The sequence below is a fragment of the Bacillus sp. F2HM genome, assembly GCF_019266135.1.
In the GTDB taxonomy this organism is placed as follows: Bacteria; Bacillota; Bacilli; order Bacillales; family Bacillaceae; genus Bacillus; species Bacillus safensis.
In genome coordinates this window covers 95,356-120,924 of the sequence record NZ_LRMO01000009.1, presented here as the reverse complement: position 1 = coordinate 120,924, position 25,569 = coordinate 95,356, and the positions used below count along the sequence as shown (strand labels likewise).

The following is a 25,569-nucleotide window of genomic DNA, read 5'->3' as shown; positions in this document are numbered from 1 at the left end:
CATACGCCATTTGACGAAGTTTTTTTTCTATGGTAACATACGTTGGTACTTTAATTATCTACTACATTAGTAAACTAAAGGATTTCGGAGGTTTCACCATGAATGCAGTTGTTTTAGCGGTTGTTTTAATGTTGATATTAAGCTTGCTGCGGGTCAATGTCGTGATTGCGCTGGCAATTGGCGCTTTAGCTGGCGGACTTGCAGGTGGATTAGGCTTGGGAGGAACAGTGGACGCCTTTACGGACGGACTCGGAGGAAATGCAACAGTGGCGATTAGTTATGCGTTATTAGGGGCATTTGCTGCGGCACTGACGAAAACAGGTCTTCCAGATGCCATGGTTGAAGGAGCAGTGAAGCTTTTAGGAAAAGAAGGCGATTCAAGACGGAAAACACTATCAAAAGTGCTCATCGTTCTTGTCATTTTGATCGTATCTTGTTTTTCACAGAACGTCGTTCCTGTTCATATTGCCTTTATCCCAGTCCTCATTCCGCCGTTATTAAAGGTGTTTAACGAGCTTCAAATTGACCGCAGACTGCTAGCGTGTGTCATGACCTTCGGACTCACTGCACCATATATATTACTTCCAGTCGGTTTTGGACAGATTTTCCACGGAATGCTTCGTGACAATATGAAGGAAGCGGGTCTGACCGTAGACCTTGCAGATATTCCGTATGCGATGCTGATTCCTGTTGCGGGTATGGTTCTTGGATTGATCGTTTCCATTTTTGTGTATCGAAAGCCGAAAGTATATGAGGATCGTGAAATTACAGATGTAGAAAAATCGGCTTATACGAAAAAAAGCTTATTCTTTGCCGGTCTTGCTATTCTCGTTTCGTTGATTGTCCAGCTTTATTTATCGCAAAGCCTTGGTGTGGAAGGAATGATCTTCGGTGCACTCTCAGGACTGCTTGTCTTGTTTGTGACTGGAATGATGAAACGCGATGAAGCAGATGAACTGATTACATCTGGAATGAATATGATGGCATTTATCGGTTTTGTCATGCTTGTTGCCGCTGGATTTGCCAATGTTTTAACAAAAACAGGAGACATTGAAGCTCTTGTCAAAGCATCTTCCCAATATATTGGCAACAGCCACAGCCTTGCAGCGATTTTAATGCTGCTCGTTGGCCTGGTTGTGACAATGGGGATCGGATCATCATTTGCAACGATTCCAATTATTACAACCATTTTTGTTCCACTTTGCTTACACTTAGGTTTTAGTCCAATGGCTACCATTGCCATTATTGGCTCTGCTGCGGCTGTTGGAGATGCAGGTTCACCTGCAAGTGACAGTACGCTTGGACCAACATCTGGATTGAATATGGATGGACAGCATCACCACATTTGGGGAACTTGTGTCCCGACTTTTATCTATTATAATATTCCGCTTGTTCTGTTCGGCTGGCTGGCGGCCATTATTCTGTAAGATGAAAAGCTTGTAGAGAAAACGATGATGTTTTTTCTATAAGCTTTTTGTTGTTCGCAGATGAAAAAATAATTAGGACAAAAGTATGAATTAAATGAATCTTTCTTCCTCTATCTTACGTATATATGCTGATAAAAATGAAAAGGGGAAGATGGGACATGTCATTTTTTAAAAAGCTAGCGGCAAGTGCAGGAATTGGTGCGGCAAAGGTAGATACTATTTTAGAGAAAAACGCTTATTATCCAGGACAAGAAGTAACGGGAACTGTCCATGTAAAGGGCGGTAAAGTCGCTCAGGAAATACGCTATATCAATGTCAAGATTGAAACACAGTATGTGATTGTGAAAGATGATGAAGAGCGTAGAAAATATGCGAACATCTATACTTTACGGGTAACGGATTCTTTTACCATCCAGCCTGGAGAAAAGCATGAATTTCCGTTTTCATTTATTCTTCCTATTGATACCCCGATGACGATTGGAAAAGTAGAAATTGCAGTAGAGACAGACCTTGATATCCAAGGCGGAATCGATAAATCTGACTATGACCGCATTTTCGTTGAAGCTCATCCTTGGGTGAAAAATGTGCTGGAAGCCACTAGAAATCTAGGCTTCCACCTGAACGAAGCAGACTGTGAACAGGCACCTTACTTCCAGCGGCGCCTGCCATTCGTCCAAGAATTCGAGTTCATACCGACATCAGACTACTATCGCTATATGCTTGATGAGTTAGAGCTGATTTTTCTGATAGATGAAGGCGGATTAGACATTGTTTTCGAAGTCGACCGTAGAGCAAGAGGCCTGAGAGGCTGGCTTGAGGAGATGTATAATGATGGAGAACAGCTTGTACGCTACCGCTTCAGTCCATCAGATCTTGAAGATATAGAAGTGCTTGAAGGAATGCTAGAAGAAATCATAGACCAATATGCTGAGTAATGATGAAAAAAGAGCCTGAATGAAGACAGGCTCTTTTTTCTATGATACAGCTTCTTGTTTTCGAAAGGATGTGGCTTTGGAAACAGAGCGATAAATTTTAGGTGCCAGCATCGCAAGTAATATGGTCAATGCATAGTCTTTTACCATAAACCAGATCATAAAGAACCACGTGGTTTGATAGGAAATCGGTGCATTGAGCCATACATTTAATGCGAGGTATGTATAGGTGGTTCCGATCACATACATCACGGTCGTACCAGCAATGGCTGCAAGCAAAAAGCGGCCAAAGCCAGGATTTTTTCTTTTCTCTAGAATGAATCCAGCAAGCCAGGCAGCAGGGATGTACGATAATACAAAGCCACCGCTTTTGCCTAAAATGACCCCAAAGCCCGCAGAGAACTGGGCGAATACAGGTGCACCAGCAATTCCAACCAAGGCATAGACAATCATAGCTAATGCGCCAAGCCGTCTGCCGAGTAAGAGACCAGCAAGCACACAAAAAAACGGCTGCATCGTAAGTGGAATTCCGCCGACCTGTAAAAATGGCACAATGGATGTGATATTGGCTCCGATAGCCATGAGTGCAGCAAACATTCCCACTAGCACAAAGTCAGCAGTTCTTGTCTTCTTTTGCATGATGTTTCCCCCTGTCTTATCTGTACAAATAGATTAAGGGGAAGAAGGATATTTGTCAACTTATTTTTATTTTAGGTTAACAATAAAACCCGCCCATCAATAGGGCGGGTAGCTGATTAAGCTTCGGTTATAAAAGTGGCATCGATGGCTTTGCTGACAGGTACGTAATCATAGCCGAGATCACGAGCGACCGCTTCGTACGTGATATGTCCGTTCATCACATTGACACCTTCTGCGATGGCATTGTTTTCTCTAATAGCTTTTGCAGCGCCTTTATTCGCAATTTGCAGCGCATATGGAACAGTGACGTTCGTTAACGCAACAGTTGATGTCCGCGGAACGGCGCCTGGCATGTTGGCGACAGCATAATGTAATATGCCGTGTTTTTCATAAGTAGGCTGATCATGGGTTGTGATATGATCAATGGTTTCGACAATGCCGCCTTGATCAATCGCTACATCCACAATGACAGAACCAGGCTTCATTTGTTTGACCATTTCTTCTGTCACAAGCGTCGGTGCTTTGGCACCAGGAATCAGCACCGCACAAATAAGAAGGTCTGCCTCACTGACTGAATCTGCAATGTTGACAGGATTGGACATTAACGTTTTCATTTGATGGCCAAATTGGTCGTCCAGCTGACGCAGCCGTTCTGCGTTTACATCAATCAGGGTGACATCTGCGCCAAGTCCGATCGCCATTTTCGCTGCGTTTGTTCCAACAACACCGCCGCCAATAATGGTGACCTTTCCTCTTGATACCCCTGGTACACCTGCAAGTAAAATACCCTTTCCGCCTTTTGGTTTTTCTAAAAATTGTGCCCCAATTTGAGCAGCCATTCTGCCTGCTACTTCAGACATTGGTGTGAGAAGAGGGAGTGTTTTTCCGTCCGTTACTGTTTCGTAAGCAATGGCTGTAACGCCTTTTTGTTTTAATGCTTCAGCCAAGGAGGGCTCTGCGGCTAGATGCAGGTACGTAAATAAGATGAGTCCTTCTCTGAAATAAGGATATTCCTCAGGTAATGGTTCTTTTACTTTCATGATCATATCAGAAGATGCCCATACATCTTTCGCCTGATCAAGAATCTCTGCACCAACAGATACATAATCGTCATCAGTGAATCCGCTTCCAAAACCAGCGTTTGTTTCAATTAAAATCTGATGTCCAGCTGAAAGCAATTGAGAAGCTGCTCCTGGTGTTAAAGCCACTCGGTTTTCATTGTTCTTAATTTCTTTCGGAATGCCGATGATCATGTTTATTCCTCCTATGCTTATCTATTGATATTGTATGTCTAGTGTATCCGGAAAGTTTAGAAAATTCTTCGGTTGAAATAAAAAATAAAAAAACGCCTCTTTGTGAAATTTCACAAATGGACGTTTTTTAGCTTCATATCAAGGTAGATGGTCATTTTCTCATTCATGTTTTTTAAATCAATTTCTGCGATGTCTGTAATCCGTTTTAATCGATAATTTAAGGTATTGATGTGGATGTTTAATTGCTTTGCGGCAATATTGGCATTGCTGTCACAGTCAATAAACCGCTCAAGGGTTTCGACAAGGTTGGAATGATGCCTCAGGTCGTAATCCTCCAGCTTCGATAAAGAGTAACTGGAGTAAGAAGAGCCCTTTCGCTTCTCAGCAAGCACATCAAGATATTGATAAATGCCTAGTTCGGAAAAGCTGTTTAAACGTTCTGTTTCAACTGGAAAGCGTTCTTTCGTCTTTAATACAGCCAGTGCTTCTTTATAGGAAGGCTGAATTTGAGAGATGTTATCGTAAATTCCTCCAATTGCTGCCTGAACATGCTGAATATGATACCGGTCCGCAAGCTGCTGCAGCATGCCGCTTGTGAATTGCTTAATATCTTGAAGCGGATGTTCTGTTTTTGGTGAGACAAGAATAATGAATTCGTGAAAATCAACAGTCGTTAACAGTACCTGTACTTGCTGTGTTGTTTCAAGCAGATAGGACAGCTTTTTTTCTGTCTCCTCTGTGAGTTCGTCACGAAGACGGAAGATGATGATGGCATATGTGTCTGGACATCTGATGCCAAGCCTTAAAAATAGGTCAAGCATCTCATCCTTTTCATGAATATGACCTGTGAGCATCTTCCAGAAAAGCTCCTGATTACGTTCTTCTGTTTTCGTTTTTCGAATTTGTAAATTGAGTAATTTGTTTTTCACGGCATGTGCTGCCATTTTGAGAAGGTCCATTTCTTCTTCTGAAAAAGGCTGTGCGGATTCAATCGCCCAAATAAATCCGAGCACTTCTTTGTCCTTCCAGATCGAAATGGCGACCCTGCTAGATAAACCCACTTCTGCAATTTGAGGGACACGAAGCGGTTCGTCTGTTTTAAGGAGTGTAGGAATGATGCCGTCCTTCCAAAGCCGATTAATGACTTTTTCCGGTACCCGGCGGGAGATAATGGTTGAAGTTCTGGCGGGATCAGTAAAATCATTGTGTGTGCTATATGCCAATAATCGATGATGAGTATCTTCTATAGTAATAGGGCAATTGAGCACATCACTAATTTGGTCTGCCACATCCTCTAAACGATCAAGACTATACTTAAACGGATCTGTCTTTTTTGTCATAAAAAACCCCTGCTTTTTCGAATATTTCACGTACTTACATTATGAAGAGAATGAGGTACGTAAATCAACAAAAAACTGCCATAAACTTAAAAAAACAAAAAATGTGAGAAGCAAGCAAATGGATGGTGAAGCACGATGAAAAAGAAATAGTACAATAATAACGTAGTAAAAAATCAATAGGCGGAAAGGTCTACCAAAGTAGGTGGACACTTATTATGAATATATGACCAAAAAAATGTTAAATACTAGATAAAAAGCGAAAAAACAGTAATTCTATAGACTCATTTTGTAAAATAAAAACAGATTTGTTTGACTGTGTATCATTTCTGTTTTTATAATAATAACGTCAAAAAATAAGTGGATTAGCCCATTATATGGCGGCTATGCACGGGAGGTAATGAGGAATATGTCAGGAATTATTCGCGTAACCCCAGAAGAACTAAGAGCGACCGCTAAGCAATATGGTGTTGAAAGTCAAGAAGTGTTAAACCAAGTTGATCGTCTAAATAGAATGATCTCTGATTTAAAAGGAATGTGGGAAGGTGCTTCTAGTGAAGCATTTGCTGATCAATACGAACAGCTTAAGCCTTCATTTATCAAAATGTCTGATCTATTAACAGATGTCAGCAATCAGCTTGATCAAACGGCAAATACACTTGAAAGCACTGACCAAGACATCGCAAGCCAAATCCGCGGCTAATCAAAGGGATTTCCTTTCTAAGTGTGAAAAGCAGAAACAGCGCCGAGTCTGTCAATGGATGCCGGCGCTCTTTCTATTTTGTGAGGTGGAAATTTGTGTATATCGATATTACCATCGACTTAAAAAATTATGATGGCAGTGTGTTTGATTTGAGACTATCAAATTATTTACATATTAAACAAGTCATCCATATCGCCTGGCAGGCAAAACAAATCTCACTTCCAAAGCGAGAAGGCGGATGGGTGCGGGTAGTGAATAAGAAAGCTGTGTTTTCAGGCGAATATAAGCTGTCAGACTGTGGAATTACCACAGGAGACAGGCTGGAAATACTATGAAAGGACTTTTGTAAATGGCAGATAAAAAGAGTTCCTATTTAGAAGAACAATTAGAAGCAGTCATGAAAAAAGAGGGAGGCACCTATACCTTTATTTTTCAAAAAGAGACGATTAAACTCTTAGACGGTTTAGAAGCGGCACCGATCAAAGACATCAATCCATCATTTCAGAAAGAGATTCAATTAACTGAAGATGAGGTCATCATTTCTATACAACCGCCTCCTGCCTATCAGGAATTTCGTTTCATCCATGCAAAGGATGAAAAAAGCAAATGGATTTTTTCATACCAGCTTGTCGATGCAGTTCTTAAACACGACGTGAAGCGGCTGCATCCTATTGTTTCTCCTGAAAACATTGTTTTTCATCAAGGCTTAGCTCCTGCATTTTTGCATTATGGGGTTAAAGAAAGCATTCCGCCATATGAAACCGATGAGCAACGCCTGTTAAAAGAGGTCAAGGCCGTCGTTCTTCGAGTGGTTGACCATGAATATCAATTTCAAGAATATGTGGCTTACAATGAAACGTTGAAATTATCTGAGCTGGCAAAAGAAATTAGTGAAAAGAAGTCGCTGGAAGAATTGTCAGCTTTGATTGAGCAAAAGATCAAAGCAATCGATGCGAAAGAAAAAACGCTCTTAACCATTCCTAAAAAGAAATGGAAGATCGAGCGATACATCGGATTAGGTCTGCTTGTCCTGTTAATCCCTGCATTGGTGTACACCATTTACACCTTCTTTTTTGCCATGCCAAAACAAGAAGCGTACGTCGAGGCAAACAAATATTATCTCAACAAACAGTACAGTCAAGTGGTGGATACGTTAGAGAAATATCCAGCCAATCAAATGCCAGTCTCTCTACAATATGAACTGGCCATTTCGTATGTACAAACGAACCAAGGCAGTTTGTTGCTTGATCAGCATAAAAAAGAAATCACAGAAACGTACACATTGCAGACAGATCCGCAATACTTCCTTTTTTGGATTCATATTGGACAAGGAAATAGCAAGGAAGCACTTGATATTGCACGGGTGCTTGGAGACGACAGGTACATATTTACGGCACTCGTCGCCTACCGCAATGAAATTCAAAACGATGACAGCCTTTCTGCTGAAGAAAAACAAAAACAGCTAGATCCGATCATTAAGGAAATGGCGAAATATGAAGAAAAAGAAACAACCGAGACAAGCACAAATGACTCCTCAGACGCAAGCCAAACAGATGAAACAGCTGAACAAAAAGAGCAGTCAAAAGCCGATCAAGAGAAAAAAGAGAAAGAATCTGAAGCGAAAAAGAAAACCTCTCAGACGAAAAAAGATGAGAAGAAATAATTCTTTCGATACAACTGACAGTTGGTGCTGTCCCATGAGGAGGTGGAGCGTTTGAGTCTTCTTTGGGTTTTTTATGAGGAGGATTATCAAACTGTCCGTTTAGATGAGCAGTTCAATCGAGAAGCTCTGATTGGACCTGAAATAGAGCATACAGTGACAATCCCTTCACTTTCGTTTGATGAAGGGTTCATTCGTTTATCTCCTGATGAACCGAATGATGGTTTTTATATTTATCAGGGAGATGAGAAGAAGGGGAAATTACTTCCACATGAACCATATCAGCTTGGTTCACTCACACTTATTTTAATGGATGCACATCATGATCAACATATTTATTACCTAGGAAATAGAGTCGAGCTGTCTTTTTCACGTGAAGAGAAAGATGAGATTGATGTGTGGAAAGAACAAGCTCATTCCATGTTTCAAGATGCCAGCCAGTTCACTTTAGAGAAAATCGAAGGAACATGGTATGTCATGCCTCAGGACGAGGCAATTTACGTGAACGGAAAGAAAATCCACGGTCCAGAGAAGATTTATGCAGGAGATGAGCTGTTCTGGAACTTTCTGACGGTGACATTTAAAGATGATGATTTATTACAGGTGACAGCTTACGAACCTTTTCATACACGTTTGGAAAAAACAAGACCGCCAAGTACAGAAACAAAACAAAAATACCCTTCATACAGACGTACACCGCGTTTGATTTATGATTTGCCAGATGACCGGGTATCCTTTAGCTTTCCTTCGCAGGAGAGTGAAAATAACAGCAGAGGGCTTTGGCTTGTTGTCCTTCCGCCGCTTGTGATGCTCCTTGTGATGGGGATTGTTGCCCTTATCCAGCCGCGAGGAATCTTTATTATCGTGTCGATGGCGATGTTTATCATGACGTTAATTACATCGTCCGTTCAATACTTTAAAGAAAAATCACAGCGCAAAAGACGAGAAGAGAAGCGGCAGCGAGTCTATTCTCTTTATTTAGAAAATAAGCGGAAAGAGCTGCAGGAGCTGTATGACCGCCAGCAATATATTTTGACATATCATTATCCGTCATTTGAACAAATGAAGTATTTAACATCAGAAATCAGCGGCCGCATTTGGGAAAAGACACTTGTGAGTGACGACTTCTTGCATCTGCGTCTTGGAACGGGAGCAGTCCCATCAAGCTATGAATTATCGATGAGCGGCGGCGATATGGCCAATCGAGATGTTGATGACTTAATTGAACAAACGCAGCACATGCAAAAAGTATATCGTGAAGTGAAGAATGTCCCGATTACATTCGGCCTTGCGGATGGTCCAACAGGATTAATTGGGAAGCCTGCGATTGTGAAAAATGAGCTTCATCAGCTTGTCGGACAGCTTGCTTTCTCGCACAGCTATCACGATTTGAGATTTGTCTTTATCTTTCATGAGCAGGAGTATGAGAATTGGGAATGGATGAAATGGCTTCCGCACCTCCAGCTGCCTCATACATATGGCAAAGGGTTTATTTACAACGAACAAACACGCGATCAGCTGTTGTCCTCGATTTATGAAATTTTACGTGAGCGTGATTTAGAAGAAGAAAAAGAGAAGAAAATCTTTACGCCTCATTTTGTGTTCATCGTGACAAATCATGAGCTCATTGCCGAGCATGTGATTTTAGAATACTTAGAAGGCAGCCGGACAGATCTTGGTATCTCCATCATCTTTGCAGCAGAAACAAAGGAAAGCTTAGCTGAAAATATTTCGACGCTTGTCCGTTATATTAACGAAGAAGAAGGAGATATTCTCATTCAGCACAAGAAGGCAGTACGAATTCCGTTTCAACTTGATACACATCAGCGCGGGGACAATGAACTGTTTGCCAGAACCTTGAGAACATTAGATCATCAAGTTGGCATGACCAATTCGATTCCTGAGACGGTCTCATTCCTTGATCTTTTCCATGCCAAACATGTAGATGACATTGGCATTCGTGAAAAATGGCTGACTTCAGAAACGGCCAAATCATTATCAGTGCCAATCGGTTATAAAGGGAAAAACGACATTGTCGATCTGAACCTGCATGAAAAAGCACACGGCCCGCACGGACTATTGGCGGGAACAACGGGATCAGGGAAAAGTGAATTTTTACAGACATATATTTTATCGCTCGCTGTACATTTTCACCCGCACGAAGTTGCTTTCCTGTTGATTGACTACAAAGGAGGCGGAATGGCACAGCCGTTCCGAAATATTCCTCATTTACTTGGAACGATCACCAATATTGAAGGCAGCAAGAACTTTAGTGAAAGAGCGCTTGCCTCAATTAAAAGTGAATTGAAGAAAAGACAGCGGCTGTTTGATCAGTATCATGTGAATCACATCAATGATTATACGAAGCTCTACAAGGAGAAAAAGGCTGAGCAGGCAATGCCTCACTTGTTCTTAATCTCTGATGAGTTTGCTGAATTAAAAAGTGAAGAGCCAGACTTTATTAGAGAGCTTGTCAGTGCTGCACGTATCGGTCGAAGCCTCGGGGTCCATCTCATTTTGGCTACCCAAAAGCCAGGCGGGGTCATTGATGATCAGATTTGGAGTAACTCCCGTTTTAAGGTCGCACTAAAAGTGCAAGATGCGTCAGACAGTAAGGAAATTTTGAAAAATAGTGATGCAGCGTCCATTACCGTCACAGGCCGCGGTTATTTACAAGTGGGCAACAATGAAATTTATGAATTGTTCCAATCGGCTTGGAGTGGTGCACCATATATGGAAGATGGCTACGGCTCAGAAGATGACATTGCCATTGTGACAGATACTGGTCTTATTCCGTTATCAGGCGTAAGCACAGAGCCAGCAGTGAAAAAAGAGACAGTGACGGAGATTTCCGCTGTTGTGGATGAAATTGAACGTATGCAGCAGGAGCTTGGAATTGAGAAGCTGCCAAGTCCATGGCTTCCACCGCTTGAAGAACGGATTCCAAAAACGCGTTATGCGTCGAGTGAAGAGCATGTCTTTCATTTTGCGCTTGTTGATGAACCAGATCAGCAAAGCCAGCATCCACTTTCTTATCAAATGATGGAAGATGGGAACATTGGCATCTTCGGTTCCTCCGGCTACGGCAAATCACTTGCTGCTACAACACTGTTGATGAGCTTTGCGGAGAGGTATTCACCTGAAGAATGGCACGCATATATTTATGACTTCGGAAACGGAACATTGCTTCCGTTAGCCAAACTGCCGCATACGGCGGATTATTTCTTAATGGATCAGATGAGAAAGATTCAAAAATCAATGAAGCGTCTGCGGGAAGAGGTTGAATATCGCAAGCGGTTATTTAGACAGCAAGAAATGAGTCATATCAAAATGTACAACGCCTTAAATGAGAAAAAGCTTCCATTCATTTTTATCGTGATTGACAACTTTGACATTGTGAAAGACGAAATGCATGATCTTGAATCTGAATTTATTCAGCTGAGCCGTGATGGACAATCACTAGGTATATACTTCTTGATTACAGCGACCCGTGTAAATGCAGTGCGTCAATCGCTGATGAACAATCTGAAAACAAAGATTGTCCATTACTTAATGGATCAAGGAGAGGCGTACTCGATTATTGGCAGACCGAAATTCAGCTTAGAGCCGATCCCAGGCCGAGTTATTATTAACAAAGAAGAGCTTTATTTCGCGCAAATGTTCCTGCCAGTTGAAGGAGAGAATGATCTCGAATTGTTTGAGCATCTGAAACAAGAGATACAGCTTCTTCATGACCGCTTTGAAGCATCTGAAAAACCAAAGCCTGTGCCAATGCTTCCTGATAAGCTGACAGTTTGGGAGCTTGAGAGTCGTTTAGATGAACAAAAACCGCCTTATGACATTCCAGTCGGATTAGATGAGGAATCTGTGGCACCTGTTTATTTTGACTTGAAAAAGAATAAACATTGCCTCATTATCGGTCAAACGCAGCGAGGTAAAACAAATGTGACAAAACTGATGCTTGATCAGCTTTTAGTGGCAAAGCCTGAAAAGCTGGCTGTCTTTGATTCAATTGATCGAGGTCTATCCCATTATGCAAAAGAAGAGAACATTGATTACCTTGAAACAAAGGATGATATCACCGAATGGGCAGAAGAAATGGACCGAATATTCAAGGTGCGGGAAGAAATGTACGTCGAAGCTGTGCGCCGAGGGGAGACCGACCAGCTGTTATTTCCTCAAATTGTGCTTGTCATTGATGGCATTACGCGTTTTCAGCAGACGATCGATCCGCGTCTTCAAGATCAATTAGCTGATTTCATGAAGTCATATGCACACTTAGGCTTCAGCCTGATTGCATCAGGGAACCATACCGAGTTCAGTAAGGGCTATGATGCACTCACAAACGAAATCAAACAAGTTCGTCATGCTATGTTACTCATGAAAAAATCAGAGCAAAACATCATACCGCTTCCGTATGCAAGACAAGAACCAGAGATTCAGCCAGGCTTCGGGTATTTGGTTGAAAACGGAAAAGAGAAGAAAATCCAGGTTCCTTTATGTGCGGTAGAAAGGAAGAGTGTTCAATGACAGAGCAGCAAAAAAGTTCCATCAAAATCGTATCCACGATGATATTGATTCTTGTGCTGCCGGTTTTATTTTTCCACCTAATTGGAGATGACCCGGCAAAACAGAAGAAGAATGCCACACGAAATATTGCAGTGGTCAATGAGGATATGGGAGCGAGCGAAAGTGAAAACACGGCTCGTTTCGGACAGGATGTTGTGGCAGCATTGTCAGAACGTCCTGATTATACATGGACTGTAGTGAATCGCAGTGCGGCGGAAAATGGACTGAAAAACAGAAAGTATGACGCTGTCCTCTATATTCCGTCTGACTTCTCTAAAAATGTGCTGAGCTATGATAAAGACCATCCTGAAAAGGCGTCCATTCAATTTTCAATTCAAGATCAGCTCAATGCAGTCAATAAAGAGAAAGTGCAGAGAGAGCTGGAAAATGCGCAAAAGAAAATGAATGAACAGATGTCGACGTTATACTGGAGTTTTGTATCACAGGAGATTGGCAATGTAAGAGAAGAGTTTGAGCATATTGTCGGCAAAGAAGTCGAATTCCAAAATACGATGTACAACTTCTATAAGCCGAACTCGAACAAACTATCAGATGCCGTACAGCAGCAGAAGAAACAAATAGAAGAATTAAAGAATGCAATGGCCGATTCACAGAAACAATATAAAGACGGCTTGAGTACAACAGAAGAAGCAAAGAACCAGTTAAAGGACTTTGTGAAAGTAGTCGATCAATACCAGCAGTATCAAGACAAACAAAAGGATCTTTTGATCAAAGCGCAATCAACAAACCAAAAGCAAATCCAGCAAGGGCTCAAACAGCTCGCTGACATTCAAAACCAAAATGTCCGCAGCTTTAGTGATCAAATGGGTGGACTCAAAACAGACATCAACGGGGTACAAAGCCAGCTGAAAACAACTGACAGCGCCATCCAATCTGTTCAAAAGTCGAGAGAAGAGGCTATGCCTAAGCAATCAACGGGATTAACGGAACTTGTGAAGACGTCTCAGGAAGAACTGATTAAAAAGTATGAAGAGCGTTACTTAGAAGATTATCGAAATAAAATATCAGCCCTTCAGACAAAGCTATTAGCAAAAAGGCAAGAGTTAATGGACGAGCCGGAACCGCCAGTTGATTCTGATGATGACGGGCCATCAGACCAAGATAATGAAAACCCAGAAGAGATTGGGATTAACTTAGATGAAGAAACAAATGAACTCTCACAAATTTCAATAGAGATGAATGAGCTTGCGGATCAATTAGGAGAACAGGAAACACCGCCTTCCACTGAAGATGGGGAACAAGGTGAAAGCGGTGAAAATCCTGCTCAGCCAGATACCAGCAGTAAGAATTCATCGCAGGATGACCTAAAAGCACTCTCAACTCGCTTAGATGAAGTGAAAAAGAAAATTCAAGAAAAAGCTGCTGCTCATAATGACGAATTGAAAGACAAAGTGAGTCAAATGAGTAAAGAGCTCGAGAGTCTGACGAAAAAAGTAGATAAACTTGAAAAGATGATTCTATGGTTACAAGATCGATATAATGTTATTCCAAATGAAATCAAAAATCAGGAATCATCCATTGTAAGCAAAGTAAAAGAGCTGAAGCGCAGGAACTCACCGATTAGTAATGTCTTTAGCGATAATCTTTTTGAGAAAAAATTCGAAACAAAATCAACAAGAACTAGAAAATTAATGGACTATTCAAATCAACTCTCTCAGCTAGAGCTGATGATCGCAAATGTCTATCAACCATCTAATAACTCTTCTCTATATGACACAAAAGGAGAAGAAATTCAATCCATCCTCTCCATCAAAAAAGAAGAAACAGAAAACTGGGATAAGCTCAAAAACCAGATGCTGACATCAAACGATGATGTGTCTACTTTTATTGATGAGATGCAGAAGTTCTCAGATGGCTATGCGGAGTACATCACGACTCAGCAGGCAAGCATGGAACAGGAATTACAGACAATTGCTGAAAGTGCGGACAATGTAGCTGAGCAAATGGCTGATCAAGGAGATGCGGTATATACAGCAGACCTTGCAGGCAGTTCAATTGTTGTCAGTGCACAGGATTCAATTGGTCAGGAAGTGCTTCGTCTTTCTGAAAATATGAGTTCGTTAACCGACCGCCAAAAAGGGGTGGCGGATTATACGAATAACATTGAAGAGAGTGTCACAACAGTTCAAGAAAAAGCAGATACGCTGAATGAAAACTGGAGCAAGAATGTCGACTCTACAAAGCTTGTTCAGCAAGATTTAAAGGGTATTTTAGGAAATACATTAAGTGATCAAGGCAACAGCAACTATGTGTATAACCATTTAGCCAATCCGCTGAAAATCAGCGGCGATGTGCCGGAAGAAAAAACGCAGACTGTACCGCCGGTCGTCATTTTGGTCATTGTGATGATCAGCAGTTTGTTAATTGGCTTTTTCAGCTCGTATTATGCGTCAGCTCCGATGCTGGTTAAAGGTGCACTGTTTGGCATCTTGAATCTATTAGTCGGACTCATGATCAGCTTGTTTGGACTGAACATTTACAAGCTTGCAGATGATCAAGCCATTCAATGGTCGATCTTCACCATTTTGTTATTAGTGGCGTGCTCTGCTTTTATTCGCACGGGCTTCCTATTCGGTTCTATTGCCGGGTGGATGGCAGCAACAGCGCTGATTTTCTTCTTTGTCGCACCGTTAATTGATTTGGTGATGCCGAATTTCCACTTTACCAATCCAGTGACAGACTTGTACCTGTCGATCCAATATGGAAATGGAGACACCTTTGGAATGGGCGTCACAGGGTTAGTGATTTTAACTGTTCTTTTCATGGTCGTACCGCTTGTGAAAAAGCTATGGAAAGATAAAACAGAGGAACGTGATGTGACTCATGAAGCTTAATCTATTCGTGAAAGGGACGGCACTCGTTGCCGTTTCCCTTTTTCTCCTCATCCCTGCTGCTTTCGCTGCTGGTGAAGATACGGATACGAATGTCAAGCCGAATGAATATCAGGAAAAGGAACTCAATATTAACTCGAGTATATTGAGGGATCAAACGAAATACGAACAAAGCAAAACGACATCAAAAATCAAAACAGACATTCATTTTGCTAAACCGCCTAAAGCCCCGGGGGGATCTCTTTCTCCGCAGCTATTTAGTGATCTAAAGGAGAACCCGCCCAAAACACCAGCTCGTATGATGAAAGAAATGAATATCTCTTTTAGTGATTCGGCTGTATCAGCACCTTCTGAGGATGAACATGAGAAGCAGACATCGGCACTGCTTCCGATGATCTTTGGTTTCTTGATAGCCCTTGGTCTCGTTGTGATGATCATCCTGATTCCAAAGGTGAATGTGAAGGCTGAAAAGTAATAGTCTGTCTCTTTTAAAAGAGGCAGGCTTTTCTTTATGCAGATTGCTTGATGTCATACCGTTTCACTACGTAAAATAGTGATATCAAGGGAGGAGATTGTCATTCGAATTTCAATCGTTACAGGCGGATCAAAAGGTTTTGGCCTAGCACTTGTGAACAGGCTGCTTTCACGCGGGGATCATGTGTACACAGCAGCAAGAAGTGCATCGCCGATATCCCATCCGAAGCTCACACATACCCAGGTTGATCTGACCGATGAAGAAGCAGCGGCCAAATGGCTTCAACATAGTCTTACGCCGCAAACTCTGGCAGATGCTGATGACATCTTACTTGTCAACAATGCAGGAATGGTCACACCTATCAAGCGCGTTGGACAAGGCGGACAGGATACACTTCATCAGCATTACAAGTTGAATCTTGTCATTCCTGTTTTGCTGAGCCATGTGTTTGCCAAGCAGACTCAATCATTTAACGGAAAGAAAACGATCGTTCATCTCTCTTCTGGAGCGGCGAAAAACCCATACAAAGGCTGGAGTGCGTATTGCAGTTCAAAGGCAGGACTCGATATGTTTATGAGGACTTTTCATGAGGAACAACAGGACGAGGCGCATCCGATCAACACGTTTTCCTTTTCACCCGGCACGATCGATACAGATATGCAGGGGGAAATTCGGAAATCATCAAAACAAGACTTTGAACAAATAGACCGTTTTCAGCAATTATATGAAACAGGCACACTGAAGAGTCCAGATGAAGTCGCAGGTATTTTGCTCGATCTTTTAGCGGGTGATCCAGCTGGCGGATGTGTCTACGATGCACGTGAGTATGTGAAAAAGCAGTCATAACGACGGCTGCATCGTGAAGACAAACCCTCGCATGCGGTGTCAGGCCTCGGTGCCGGTGCTCACGAATCTCAAATTCGCTCCGCGCCAGTACCCGGTCTTCCTATACTTTAAGGGTTTTCATATCACGCTGAAAAGGAGAAAAAAAGCAGTCACAGCGACTGCTTTTTTCGTATTGTACAAGCAAAAACAGCTCATTTGACATAAGCTATTCTTGAGACTCATAGAAAATATAACAGAACATTTGAGTTTCTTTTCAGAATATGTTAGGATGCTAAAAATATAGATAAGGAGGGGTTTCCATGAGAAAGGTTACATTAATGGATGTTTACACCCATCCAGTCGCTCAAAAATATTTAAATCGTTCAGGAAAAGCCCATGCGATTGCTTGTGCTTATCACGCATTCAAACTGGCGGTGCAGGCTGGGATTAATCCAGATCTCGCTGTGAAAGCAGCCCTCTTGCATGACATCGGCCACTATGAATGGTATACAGATGGCGGAGAATGGGATTACGAGACATATAGACGGAATGATATTCATGCCATTAAAGGCGCAGAGCGGGCTCACAAACTGCTCATACGCCTCGGTGAGGAACCAAAGGCAGCTAAAGATATTGCGCTTGCGATTCTGCTTCATACAGATTCATATTTGCCAGAGGGCGACCTTCATAAGGACACACTTCAGCAAATCGTCAAGAAAGCAGATGAAATGGATGAAGAGCCTGGCGGACATCATCATTACAGACAAATAGACGAATCACTTGCAATGAAAAAAATCACGGAATTGGATCAGAAAGTGCAGCAGGCACTTCAGCCCATGAAACGTTCTGTTTAGTATGGAATGTCTCCATGAATATTTCCATCCTGATCGACATACAATGTGCGAATAATGGTACGGTTAAATGCAGATGTACCTGATGCAGTGAGTCCGGTGTAATGAACCGTGACAGAATAAGCACCTTCTTTTTTCAATTGAACAGCTGATGAAGCAGTTGTTTTGAGAGGATGATCTTTTTGGGCATCCTTAAAGTAAAAGGTTTCTACTTTCTTGCTTAATCGTTTAATCAGACCGCTTGAATGGGTCGATGCATCATCCCCTGATTTCGCTGCCTCTGCTTTGATTTCGTCATTTAATGGTGAATCAAAGGATACGAGCAGCAAATAAGGAGCCTTTTTTCCTGAATTTGATTGAATCGTCCATTTTCCAGGAACGGGTTTATTGATTTGTACATGGTGCGAAAATGCGCCTTCATATGGGAAAGATGCTTCCGATGTCTTCAGATTTGTTAAGACGTCTCCATTTGGGGCGATGATTTCTGGCCGCGCCTCATGACTTTCATTTAACCACTGAATCGATAAGCCATTCGTTCCTTCCTCTACATAGAACGCTTCTGTTTTATCCTTTTCACTTTCTCCGCCTTTCACATAAACATCTGTATTCAGCTCAGTAGAGTTCGGGCTCTCTATATTTTCTTTTTCAGCGCTTGCGGCATTTGCCAGCAGCTGATGCTGAAACACAGGGAACATGCTTGTGCCGTTTTTAATTGAGTTGTGATCCCATTTCCCTGTTAAAATATTGTTTGCATATGATAGTCTTGTGCTGCTTACCGTGACGGCGCCATCATTTGCACCAAAGCTCTTTAAATACATGCCGCCTAAGTACAGCACCCCGCCAAATGTTCCCCATTCCGATCCCGAATACGTGATGTATTTATGAGGAAACTTCTCCAGCTTGTCGGTTTCACTTCGAAAAGCCGCCATGAGCCCCGTTTGCAAAGAATAGAGCGCGTCGCTTTTTTGTCCAAGAATTTCCGCGAGCCAGCTTCCGCCCTTGCTATACGCTAAATCTGCCAGCGGCGTCCCGTAATGAGGGGAGCCGAGTGTGATGACCTTCTCTACATATGGATGGGCATTGTGATACACGAGTGCGGACTGTGTATCCACCCCGCCTTTACTATGACCAATCACAATGAGTTTTCGACCGAACACATCATAGATTTCTTTTAACTTTTCTGCTAATAGTTTGCCATTCTTTTTCGTATCCTGATCTGGATACAAATCTATGAATGCGCTTTCGTATCCGTTCAGAACAGCTTGCTTTGCCATGTCGTTTCGGTCGAACCATGTGGAGGAGGAGCTGTTAATGCCGTGAACAAAAACAAGTGGCGGTTTTGACTCGTCTTTTTGAACCGGCTCTTCTCCTTTAAACCACTTTCCTGGTGTCCCAGGCTCATCCCCAATTGATCCTGCATACGCATCACTTGCAAAGGAAAAAAAGAGCATGACAGCAGCGAGACAGATGAGTTTTTTCAAGATCATTCACCTCTTCAAATGTTTTAAGTTGTTGGCAGCACCAATCTATTATACTTCCAAAAGATGTAAAATTATATAAAATGTTAAAATATGGTATTTGAGTTGTGGGTTTGCCCTGAGTGACATTCACATGGGTCATTGCATACGCTGTGGGTAAATACACAAGTAAAGGGGCAGGTAGGATGGCACAACAAGGAAGTCCGCAGCTTGTTTCATTAGTTGATCCATATGTTTATCAAACATTGCAGAAAGTGATCGGTATGAGATTAATTGTTCAAACAGTGAAAGATACAGTGCGCGGAAAATTGAAGGAAGTCATGCCGGATCATATTGTGATTGAGGCGGGGGCAAAATCAGTTTTTTATGTGCGGATCCAGCAAATTGTATCGGTGATGCCTGATCACAGTGAAAGAGTGTAACAAGCAGACGCATAGGTGTCTGCTTTTTTCATGCTTATAGAATGTATATCTGGAAAAAGTGCATGATATACCAATTGTTCTTTTTTTTACAAAAAATAAGGTTCTAAAACAAGAAGCAGTTGACAGAAGGTGGGTTGAATAGTAGTTTTTTAATAAGATCAATACGTAACAGGAGGAGCATCTTTGTTAAAATCTAAAGTTCATTTTTGGACATTCCAAATATTACTTGTTTTACTCATTGTTTATGTATCAACAAAGGTTTCGTTTTTATTTCAGCCGATTATTTTATTTGCATCTACCTTGTTTGTTCCCATCTTGCTGGCTGGGATTCTCTTTTTCATCTTTAATCCAATTGTTCGATTTTTGTCCAAGAAAATTCCTAGGACACTTGCTATCCTGATCATTTATCTTTTGTTCATCGGACTCATCACATTCATTGTGAATGCTGCGGGACCGGTTATTGTCACGCAGGTCGGTGGACTTGTCAAAAGCTTCCCTGGTTATGTGACGGATATGCAGAAATTTATCAACGACTTCTCGCATTCTAAAACATTTACTTGGATGATGAACCAAGATTATGTCTCTGTCTCGAAGTTTGAACAGACAATTGTTTCGACATTAAAAGGTTTGCCGGAAAATATTGCGTCAAGCATGTCTGCTGTGTTTGGCGTGATTGCTAATATTGCTTTAGCTGTGATCACAGTTCCTTTCATTTTGTTTTATATGTTGAAAGACGGACATAAGTTTCCGGACAAGCTCGTTCAATTTTTGCCAATGCCTTACCGTAAGGAAGGATTGAAAATCTTTAAAGAATTAAACGATACACTTGCGGCTTACATACAAGGGCAGATTGTTGTCTGTTTATTTGTTGGAGTGGCTTGTTTTATCGGATACTTATTAATCGGTGTGAAATATGCGCTCATTCTTGGCATTATCATTGCGGTCACAAATGTGATTCCGTACCTTGGGCCATATCTTGGCGCGGCACCAGCTGTGCTTATTGCGTTTCTTGATTCGCCTGGAAAAGCGGTGGTGACAGTCATTGTCATTCTTGTCGTTCAGCAAATTGACGGAAATGTCATTTCTCCATTGATCATTGGGAAACGCCTCAACACACATCCTTTGACCATAATCCTGCTATTAATTGGGGCAGGAAGCTTTGGCGGAATCCTTGGCATGATCTTTGCGGTCCCTGTCTATGCACTGCTTAAAGCCATCACCTTGAATATTGTCAGATTGGTGCAGCTGCGTCAGCGATCTCGCAAAGAACAGCATTTAAACGTCTAGGACAGATGCACACCTTTTCCCTACTTGCATAAGATGATTGAGATAAGCAGATAGGGGGGAGATTCTGATGCCTGCAATCGTTGGACCTATTCATATCGAGTCGTTAGGAGGAAACGGTGCAGCTACTTTCGGTGATGTCCTGGCCATTGCACCTTTGGCTGTAGACCATTCTACTGGCGGTGCGGGAGCCTTTAATTCAGGTGATTATATGTCACTTACAAGTAATCCGAATGCCACGATGCTTTGGGACTTTACATTGTTTGGCCAGCCTCAATCATTTAACGCATAGAAAGGCAGCTGATGGTCACAGATCAGCTGTCTTTTTTATTTTTCATACACGTATTTTTGAGCTGGGCATATGATGTGGGGAGAAAAGGTGGTGGAAAGATGCCAGCGATTGTTGGACCTATTCATATTGACCGTGTGATTGGAAATGGTTCTGCACATTTCGGTGATGTTTTTGCCATTTCGCCAAAAAGTGTCGATCACTCCGCCGGTGGATCAGGTACCTATAATGCAGGGGACTTTGTCCAATTTTTTAGCAGTCCAAACGTTACGTTTATGTGGGATATAGACCTGATCAGCCAGCAAAAGAGCTTTAATGCATAGCCAGCTTTGAAAGGGAGTTCCTTTTCAGAAGCTGTCTTTTTTTATGGTACAATGGATATGGATGTAAGAAGAAAAAAGAGGTGTGAACAGAGTCAAATGAAAATTAGAAAAGCACACATCACAAGCGGACAACCAAAGACCTACAATGTATATTTACATGAAAATAAAAAAGAATATAAAACGCTTGTAGCCGTACCTGACATTGAATGGAGTATTTCCATTGCGTATGAGGATGAAAAGGAGCAGCTCATCCATACGCTTGAACAATCCTTAATGGAAAGAATAGAAACAGACGAAGCCCGTGAACTCGCACTCAAGGTTGTGCATTGGGTCACAGAAATGTAAATTTAGAAACCAGGAGTGAAAACAGCGATGAAAGAAGAATCCGTAGACTTTTATTTGCAGCAAGGGATATTTGGACATGCTGAAACAAAACCTGATGAACGAAGGATGTTTCTTGGTTCATTAAGGGAACGAGCGCTTCTCGCCCTGACAAAGGGACAGGTATCAAGAAATAAACCGTATCAAGAGGTGGAACAAGTATTGAAGGCCAATGGACAGGCCTCCCTTCTTTTAAATGGTGAACTGTCCTATGCTTCTTATTCTCAATATGTGAAAATGGCAAATGCCGCTGGATGTTCCTTTAAAGTGGTGAATCATCACGAAGCACACTCTCCTTTTGGTCTTGTCATAGAGATGCCTGGTGCGGTCAATCAGGAGCATATCTATATAGAGGATGAGCTGTTTCAAAAAGCTTTTTCTCATGAATCTGTTGAATAGGTTTCCCTAGTGAAATGAATAAGCTATAATGATTCAAAAGAGCATATGGGAGAGATGCGGATGGGCAAAGCGTTGATTTGTATTGATTATACAGTTGATTTTGTTGCAGACGATGGAAAACTGACATGCGGAAAGCCTGGACAGGCGATTGAGTCTAAGATCACAGAGATCACTTCTTCATTTATTGATGAAGGCCACTTTGTCGTCTTTGCTGTCGATCATCATGAAGAAGAGGACCCTTATCATCCAGAGACAAAGTTATTTCCGCCCCATAATATTCGCGGAACAGAGGGTATTGAACTTTATGGACAACTAAGTTCACTATTTCACACGTCAAAACATTTAAAACATGTCTACTATATGGAAAAAACAAGATACTCTGCTTTTGCAGGCACTCAATTAGAAATGAAACTGCGCGAGCGCGGCATCACGGAACTTCACTTAGCCGGCGTATGTACCGATATTTGTGTACTTCATACAGCTGTTGATGCGTACAATAAAGGCTTCGAACTTGTGATTCACCAAAATGCTGTGGCGAGTTTTAATGAAGCGGGGCACGAGTGGGCACTTTCTCACTTTGAGCAGTCGCTTGGTGCGAAAGTGGTTAAGTAAGGGAAGGAGAATGGAAGTTGGAGCATCGGTTTAATGACGACAGTTTATCACTACATACAGATCTTTATCAAATTAACATGGCAGAAACGTATTGGAGAGACGGCATTCATGAGAAGAAGGCAGTCTTTGAACTCTTCTTTAGAAAGCTTCCATTTGACAATGGCTTCGCTGTATTTGCTGGCTTAGAGAAAGCGATTGAATATTTATCGGACTTTTCTTTCACCGAAAGCGATCTGGCGTATTTAAAAGATGAACTCGGTTATAAAAGCGATTTCATTGACTATTTAAGCGGATTGTCCTTTACAGGTACACTTCATTCAATGCGAGAAGGGGAAATTGTCTTTGCGAATGAACCGATTATGCGCATCGAGGCAACGCTTGTTGAAGCTCAGTTAATCGAAACGGCATTGCTCAATATCGTGAATTTCCAGACGCTGATTGCAACAAAAGCGGCCCGGATTAAAGGAATCATAGAAGATGAGACAGCATTAGAATTCGGAACAAGACGTGCGCATGAAATGGATGCAGCGATGTGGGGAGCAAGAGCGGCACTCATCGGCGGCTTTCAGGCGACAAGTAATGTTCGTGCTGGGAAACGCTTCAACATACCAGTATCAGGAACACATGCCCACGCACTTGTACAAGCATACCGCGATGAATATACGGCATTTAAAAAATATGCTGAAACACATACAGACTGTGTCTTTTTAGTCGATACGTATGATACCGTCAGATCAGGTATTCCGAATGCGATTAAGGTAGCGAAAGAATTTGGAGATAAAATCAACTTCATTGGTGTCAGACTTGATAGCGGAGACCTTGCATACTTGTCTAAAAAAGCTAGAACAATGCTTGATGAAGCAGGTTTCCATGATGCCAAAGTCATTGCATCAAGCGATCTTGATGAACACACCATTATGAACTTAAAGGCACAGGGCGCCAAAATTGATGTGTGGGGTGTTGGAACAAAACTGATCACAGCATTCGATCAGCCAGCCCTCGGTGCAGTGTATAAACTGGTGTCCATTGAAGAAAACGGCAAAATGAATGATACCATCAAAATTTCATCCAACCCAGAGAAAGTGACAACACCAGGCCGTAAACGTGTGTACCGCATTATCAATCAATTGAATCATCATTCTGAGGGTGACTACATTGCGCTTGAAGAGGAAGATGTTCATAGTGAGGATAAACTAAAAATGTTCCATCCTGTACATACATTTATTAGTAAATTCGTGACAAACTTTGTGGCGAAAGATCTTCACGTCCCGATTTTTGAGCAAGGAAAACTTGTCTATGACAACCCAGATATTCAAACGATTCAAGCCTACGTGCAGGACAGTCTTGGACTCTTCTGGGAGGAATACAAACGAATCAGCAAACCAGAAGAATATCCAGTCGATTTGAGTCAAAAATGCTGGGATAATAAAATGCAGTTTATCCATGATGTGAAAAATAAAATCAAAAAAGAGCTTTATGAAAGCGAATAATTTGAAGAAAGGGAGACCATCAAGCCAGATGGTCTCTTTTTTTTATTTTGACCGATTGAAATTGAACTAAAAGCGCAATCATTTGGTATACTGAAAGCACATCTTGTTTGTCATGGCATAAAGGAGGATTGGAGCAGTTGAGGGTGTTTGTTGCGAGACAGCCTATTTTTAACAGAAAAGAACAAGTCGTATCATATGAGCTGCTTTATAGAGATAGTGAAACCAATACATATAGCGCTGAAGACGGTGATCAAGCGACAACGGACCTCATTATCAATAGTTTTCTAAATATCGGCATCGAAACACTGACAGAAGGAAAACGATGCTATATTAATTTCACCGAAAGCTTGCTTTCATCTGATCTGCTCACCTATTTTGATCCGCATCAGCTTGTGATCGAGATATTAGAAAATGTACCGATTACCCCGGCACTTATTATGAGATGTAAGCAGTTAAAAAAATGGGGATATACGATTGCACTCGATGATTTCTTCCTAAACGGAACACATTATAGTGACAAGCTACTTGAGGAACTCCTCTACTGCATAGATATTTTAAAAATTGACTTTCTGAAAACCACAACGCAAGAACGAAGAGATATTCTGCATTCGTATAAAAAGTATCGCCTTCGATTCCTAGCAGAAAAGGTAGAAACGAGAAGAGAATATGAAGAGGCGCTTGAAGCGGGCTTCCACTTGTTTCAAGGGTATTTCTTTAGTGAGCCGCATGTGATATCGGGCCGAGCATTATCGACCAGCTTCCATGCGTACCATCAGCTTTTAAATGAGTTAAGCAAGGACCAGCCGAATATCCAGACCGTGACCCATTTTATTGAAAGTGACCTTTCGCTATCATATCAATTATTAAAAATGCTGAATTCAGGCAGCATGAGACGTCTATATCAAATTAAAAGTATCAGGCAGGCGATTATCCTGCTTGGATTTAATGAAATTCGGCGCTGGATCTTTATCCTTTCATTTAAAGAACTGAATGTCCAAGCTAACTCAAGCCAAAAAGAAATTATCAAAATGTCATTCATTCGTGCCAAAACGTGTGAGTTGATTGCTTCTCGTACTGAACGAGAGCATCCCGCCTCTTATATGCTGACAGGTATGTTTTCTCTCATTGATACGCTTGTCAGGGCAGATATCACAGAACTTGTGAAGGAACTGCCGCTTTCTGATGAAGTTGGCGAGGCACTGCTTGGCTATGAAAATGATTATTCTTTTGTGCTAGGTGTGGCCAAACGTATTGAACGAAATGAATGGGATGATGAAATGTTAGATGGAAATCTCCCGAAACAGGAGGCCTATGGGTGTTATATAGAAGCCATTGAATGGTGCCATAAAATGTTTGAATCTTAAGAAA

The 25,569-nt window shown here is 41.7% G+C and carries 23 protein-coding genes; 19 read left to right on the top strand and 4 right to left on the bottom strand.

From position 1 onward, the window contains the following. Window positions 1-98: 98 nt before the first annotated feature. Both AWT60_RS05795 and AWT60_RS05790 read left to right on the top strand, forming a co-directional pair. Window positions 99-1,427 carry a Na+/H+ antiporter family protein gene (locus AWT60_RS05795; RefSeq protein WP_041107647.1) on the top strand — a complete coding sequence of 443 codons (1,329 nt, stop codon included), beginning with the start codon at window positions 99-101 and terminating at the stop codon, window positions 1,425-1,427. 158 nt (window positions 1,428-1,585) lie between these two features. Further along, window positions 1,586-2,362 (top strand): sporulation protein, encoded by a 777-nt coding sequence (locus AWT60_RS05790; protein ID WP_041107645.1) that lies wholly within the window; start codon window positions 1,586-1,588, stop codon window positions 2,360-2,362. Between the two features lie 39 nt (window positions 2,363-2,401). Here the strand turns inward: AWT60_RS05790 and AWT60_RS05785 are convergent, their stop codons facing one another. From AWT60_RS05785 to AWT60_RS05775, 3 genes are all read right to left on the bottom strand, one after another. Next, the gene (locus tag AWT60_RS05785; RefSeq protein ID WP_034282595.1) at window positions 2,402-2,998 is read right to left on the bottom strand and encodes a biotin transporter BioY; all 597 of its coding nucleotides are present in this window, start codon (window positions 2,996-2,998) and stop codon (window positions 2,402-2,404) included. 116 nt (window positions 2,999-3,114) lie between these two features. Beyond that, window positions 3,115-4,251, bottom strand: a complete 1,137-nt coding sequence (gene ald / locus AWT60_RS05780) for an alanine dehydrogenase (protein ID WP_076839928.1) — start codon at window positions 4,249-4,251, stop codon at window positions 3,115-3,117. Between the two features lie 110 nt (window positions 4,252-4,361). Further along, window positions 4,362-5,591: a sporulation transcriptional activator AdeR gene (locus AWT60_RS05775; protein WP_024423341.1), complete on the bottom strand. Its 1,230-nt coding sequence runs from the start codon at window positions 5,589-5,591 to the stop codon at window positions 4,362-4,364. A gap of 406 nt (window positions 5,592-5,997) precedes the next feature. Between AWT60_RS05775 and AWT60_RS05770 the strand changes: the two genes are divergently transcribed. The 8 genes from AWT60_RS05770 to AWT60_RS05735 all read left to right on the top strand — a co-directional run bounded on the left by AWT60_RS05770 (window position 5,998) and on the right by AWT60_RS05735 (window position 17,526). Beyond that, window positions 5,998-6,291 (top strand): WXG100 family type VII secretion target, encoded by a 294-nt coding sequence (locus AWT60_RS05770; protein WP_003213769.1) that lies wholly within the window; start codon window positions 5,998-6,000, stop codon window positions 6,289-6,291. Window positions 6,292-6,386: 95 nt separating this feature from the next. Next, window positions 6,387-6,626: an ESX secretion system protein YukD gene (gene yukD, locus AWT60_RS05765; RefSeq protein ID WP_003213579.1), complete on the top strand. Its 240-nt coding sequence runs from the start codon at window positions 6,387-6,389 to the stop codon at window positions 6,624-6,626. 14 nt (window positions 6,627-6,640) lie between these two features. After that, the gene (gene essB / locus AWT60_RS05760) at window positions 6,641-7,954 is read left to right on the top strand and encodes a type VII secretion protein EssB (RefSeq protein ID WP_076839926.1); all 1,314 of its coding nucleotides are present in this window, start codon (window positions 6,641-6,643) and stop codon (window positions 7,952-7,954) included. A gap of 51 nt (window positions 7,955-8,005) precedes the next feature. Next, complete coding sequence (essC, locus tag AWT60_RS05755) at window positions 8,006-12,481, top strand: type VII secretion protein EssC (RefSeq protein ID WP_218677011.1); 4,476 nt, start codon at window positions 8,006-8,008, stop codon at window positions 12,479-12,481. Then, window positions 12,478-15,375 carry a type VII secretion protein EsaA gene (gene esaA, locus AWT60_RS05750; RefSeq protein ID WP_218677010.1) on the top strand — a complete coding sequence of 966 codons (2,898 nt, stop codon included), beginning with the start codon at window positions 12,478-12,480 and terminating at the stop codon, window positions 15,373-15,375. Before essC ends, esaA begins: the two co-directional genes overlap by 4 nt. Beyond that, window positions 15,365-15,847, top strand: coding sequence for a type VII secretion protein EssA (gene essA / locus AWT60_RS05745; RefSeq protein ID WP_041107636.1), 483 nt, complete (start codon window positions 15,365-15,367; stop codon window positions 15,845-15,847). The genes esaA and essA overlap by 11 nt, the downstream gene beginning before the upstream one ends. 102 nt (window positions 15,848-15,949) lie before the next feature. Continuing rightward, entirely contained in the window at window positions 15,950-16,693 is a 744-nt protein-coding gene (locus AWT60_RS05740; protein WP_229137107.1) for a (S)-benzoin forming benzil reductase, read from the top strand. A 299-nt stretch (window positions 16,694-16,992) separates the two neighbouring features. Beyond that, complete coding sequence (locus AWT60_RS05735; protein ID WP_024425954.1) at window positions 16,993-17,526, top strand: HD domain-containing protein; 534 nt, start codon at window positions 16,993-16,995, stop codon at window positions 17,524-17,526. On the opposite strand, the gene AWT60_RS05730 is transcribed toward AWT60_RS05735, so the two are convergent. Further along, on the bottom strand, window positions 17,523-19,010 hold the full coding sequence (locus tag AWT60_RS05730) for an esterase/lipase family protein (RefSeq protein ID WP_256928325.1): 1,488 nt from the start codon (window positions 19,008-19,010) through the stop codon (window positions 17,523-17,525). The genes AWT60_RS05735 and AWT60_RS05730 overlap by 4 nt on opposite strands. Window positions 19,011-19,186: 176 nt before the next feature. Here AWT60_RS05730 and AWT60_RS05725 point away from each other — a divergent pair, with 176 nt between their 5' ends. The 9 genes from AWT60_RS05725 (at window position 19,187) to AWT60_RS05685 (ending at window position 25,565) form a co-directional block, all read left to right on the top strand. Further along, a complete protein-coding gene (locus AWT60_RS05725) occupies window positions 19,187-19,423 on the top strand; it encodes a YuzF family protein (RefSeq protein ID WP_024423334.1) in 237 nt (78 codons plus the stop codon). A 183-nt stretch (window positions 19,424-19,606) separates the two neighbouring features. Then, window positions 19,607-20,710 (top strand): AI-2E family transporter, encoded by a 1,104-nt coding sequence (locus AWT60_RS05720; protein WP_024423333.1) that lies wholly within the window; start codon window positions 19,607-19,609, stop codon window positions 20,708-20,710. 67 nt (window positions 20,711-20,777) lie between these two features. Further along, on the top strand, window positions 20,778-20,999 hold the full coding sequence (locus tag AWT60_RS05715; RefSeq protein WP_024423332.1) for a spore germination protein: 222 nt from the start codon (window positions 20,778-20,780) through the stop codon (window positions 20,997-20,999). A 98-nt stretch (window positions 21,000-21,097) separates the two neighbouring features. After that, window positions 21,098-21,319 (top strand): spore germination protein, encoded by a 222-nt coding sequence (locus tag AWT60_RS05710; protein ID WP_024425952.1) that lies wholly within the window; start codon window positions 21,098-21,100, stop codon window positions 21,317-21,319. Between the two features lie 96 nt (window positions 21,320-21,415). Beyond that, window positions 21,416-21,664 (top strand): YueH family protein, encoded by a 249-nt coding sequence (locus tag AWT60_RS05705; RefSeq protein ID WP_076840239.1) that lies wholly within the window; start codon window positions 21,416-21,418, stop codon window positions 21,662-21,664. A gap of 27 nt (window positions 21,665-21,691) precedes the next feature. Beyond that, window positions 21,692-22,099 carry a YueI family protein gene (locus AWT60_RS05700; RefSeq protein WP_163114982.1) on the top strand — a complete coding sequence of 136 codons (408 nt, stop codon included), beginning with the start codon at window positions 21,692-21,694 and terminating at the stop codon, window positions 22,097-22,099. Between the two features lie 60 nt (window positions 22,100-22,159). Then, window positions 22,160-22,711: a cysteine hydrolase family protein gene (locus AWT60_RS05695; RefSeq protein ID WP_024425949.1), complete on the top strand. Its 552-nt coding sequence runs from the start codon at window positions 22,160-22,162 to the stop codon at window positions 22,709-22,711. 17 nt (window positions 22,712-22,728) lie between these two features. Beyond that, window positions 22,729-24,201 (top strand): nicotinate phosphoribosyltransferase, encoded by a 1,473-nt coding sequence (locus AWT60_RS05690; protein WP_024423327.1) that lies wholly within the window; start codon window positions 22,729-22,731, stop codon window positions 24,199-24,201. Between the two features lie 137 nt (window positions 24,202-24,338). Next, entirely contained in the window at window positions 24,339-25,565 is a 1,227-nt protein-coding gene (locus AWT60_RS05685) for an EAL and HDOD domain-containing protein (RefSeq protein WP_041107632.1), read from the top strand. The last annotated feature ends 4 nt before the right edge of the window (window positions 25,566-25,569 follow it).

Coding starts and splice junctions, on each gene's coding strand:
- essB (WP_076839926.1), top strand. CDS start 6,641: ATGGCAGATAAAAAGAGTTCCTATTTAGAAGAACAATTAGAAGCAGTC.
- AWT60_RS05730 (WP_256928325.1), bottom strand. CDS start 19,010: ATGATCTTGAAAAAACTCATCTGTCTCGCTGCTGTCATGCTCTTTTTT.
- essA (WP_041107636.1), top strand. CDS start 15,365: ATGAAGCTTAATCTATTCGTGAAAGGGACGGCACTCGTTGCCGTTTCC.
- AWT60_RS05770 (WP_003213769.1), top strand. CDS start 5,998: ATGTCAGGAATTATTCGCGTAACCCCAGAAGAACTAAGAGCGACCGCT.
- AWT60_RS05735 (WP_024425954.1), top strand. CDS start 16,993: ATGAGAAAGGTTACATTAATGGATGTTTACACCCATCCAGTCGCTCAA.
- AWT60_RS05695 (WP_024425949.1), top strand. CDS start 22,160: ATGGGCAAAGCGTTGATTTGTATTGATTATACAGTTGATTTTGTTGCA.
- AWT60_RS05775 (WP_024423341.1), bottom strand. CDS start 5,591: ATGACAAAAAAGACAGATCCGTTTAAGTATAGTCTTGATCGTTTAGAG.
- esaA (WP_218677010.1), top strand. CDS start 12,478: ATGACAGAGCAGCAAAAAAGTTCCATCAAAATCGTATCCACGATGATA.
- AWT60_RS05790 (WP_041107645.1), top strand. CDS start 1,586: ATGTCATTTTTTAAAAAGCTAGCGGCAAGTGCAGGAATTGGTGCGGCA.
- AWT60_RS05705 (WP_076840239.1), top strand. CDS start 21,416: ATGAAAATTAGAAAAGCACACATCACAAGCGGACAACCAAAGACCTAC.
- AWT60_RS05785 (WP_034282595.1), bottom strand. CDS start 2,998: ATGCAAAAGAAGACAAGAACTGCTGACTTTGTGCTAGTGGGAATGTTT.
- AWT60_RS05700 (WP_163114982.1), top strand. CDS start 21,692: ATGAAAGAAGAATCCGTAGACTTTTATTTGCAGCAAGGGATATTTGGA.
- AWT60_RS05795 (WP_041107647.1), top strand. CDS start 99: ATGAATGCAGTTGTTTTAGCGGTTGTTTTAATGTTGATATTAAGCTTG.
- ald (WP_076839928.1), bottom strand. CDS start 4,251: ATGATCATCGGCATTCCGAAAGAAATTAAGAACAATGAAAACCGAGTG.
- AWT60_RS05725 (WP_024423334.1), top strand. CDS start 19,187: ATGGCACAACAAGGAAGTCCGCAGCTTGTTTCATTAGTTGATCCATAT.
- AWT60_RS05715 (WP_024423332.1), top strand. CDS start 20,778: ATGCCTGCAATCGTTGGACCTATTCATATCGAGTCGTTAGGAGGAAAC.
- AWT60_RS05710 (WP_024425952.1), top strand. CDS start 21,098: ATGCCAGCGATTGTTGGACCTATTCATATTGACCGTGTGATTGGAAAT.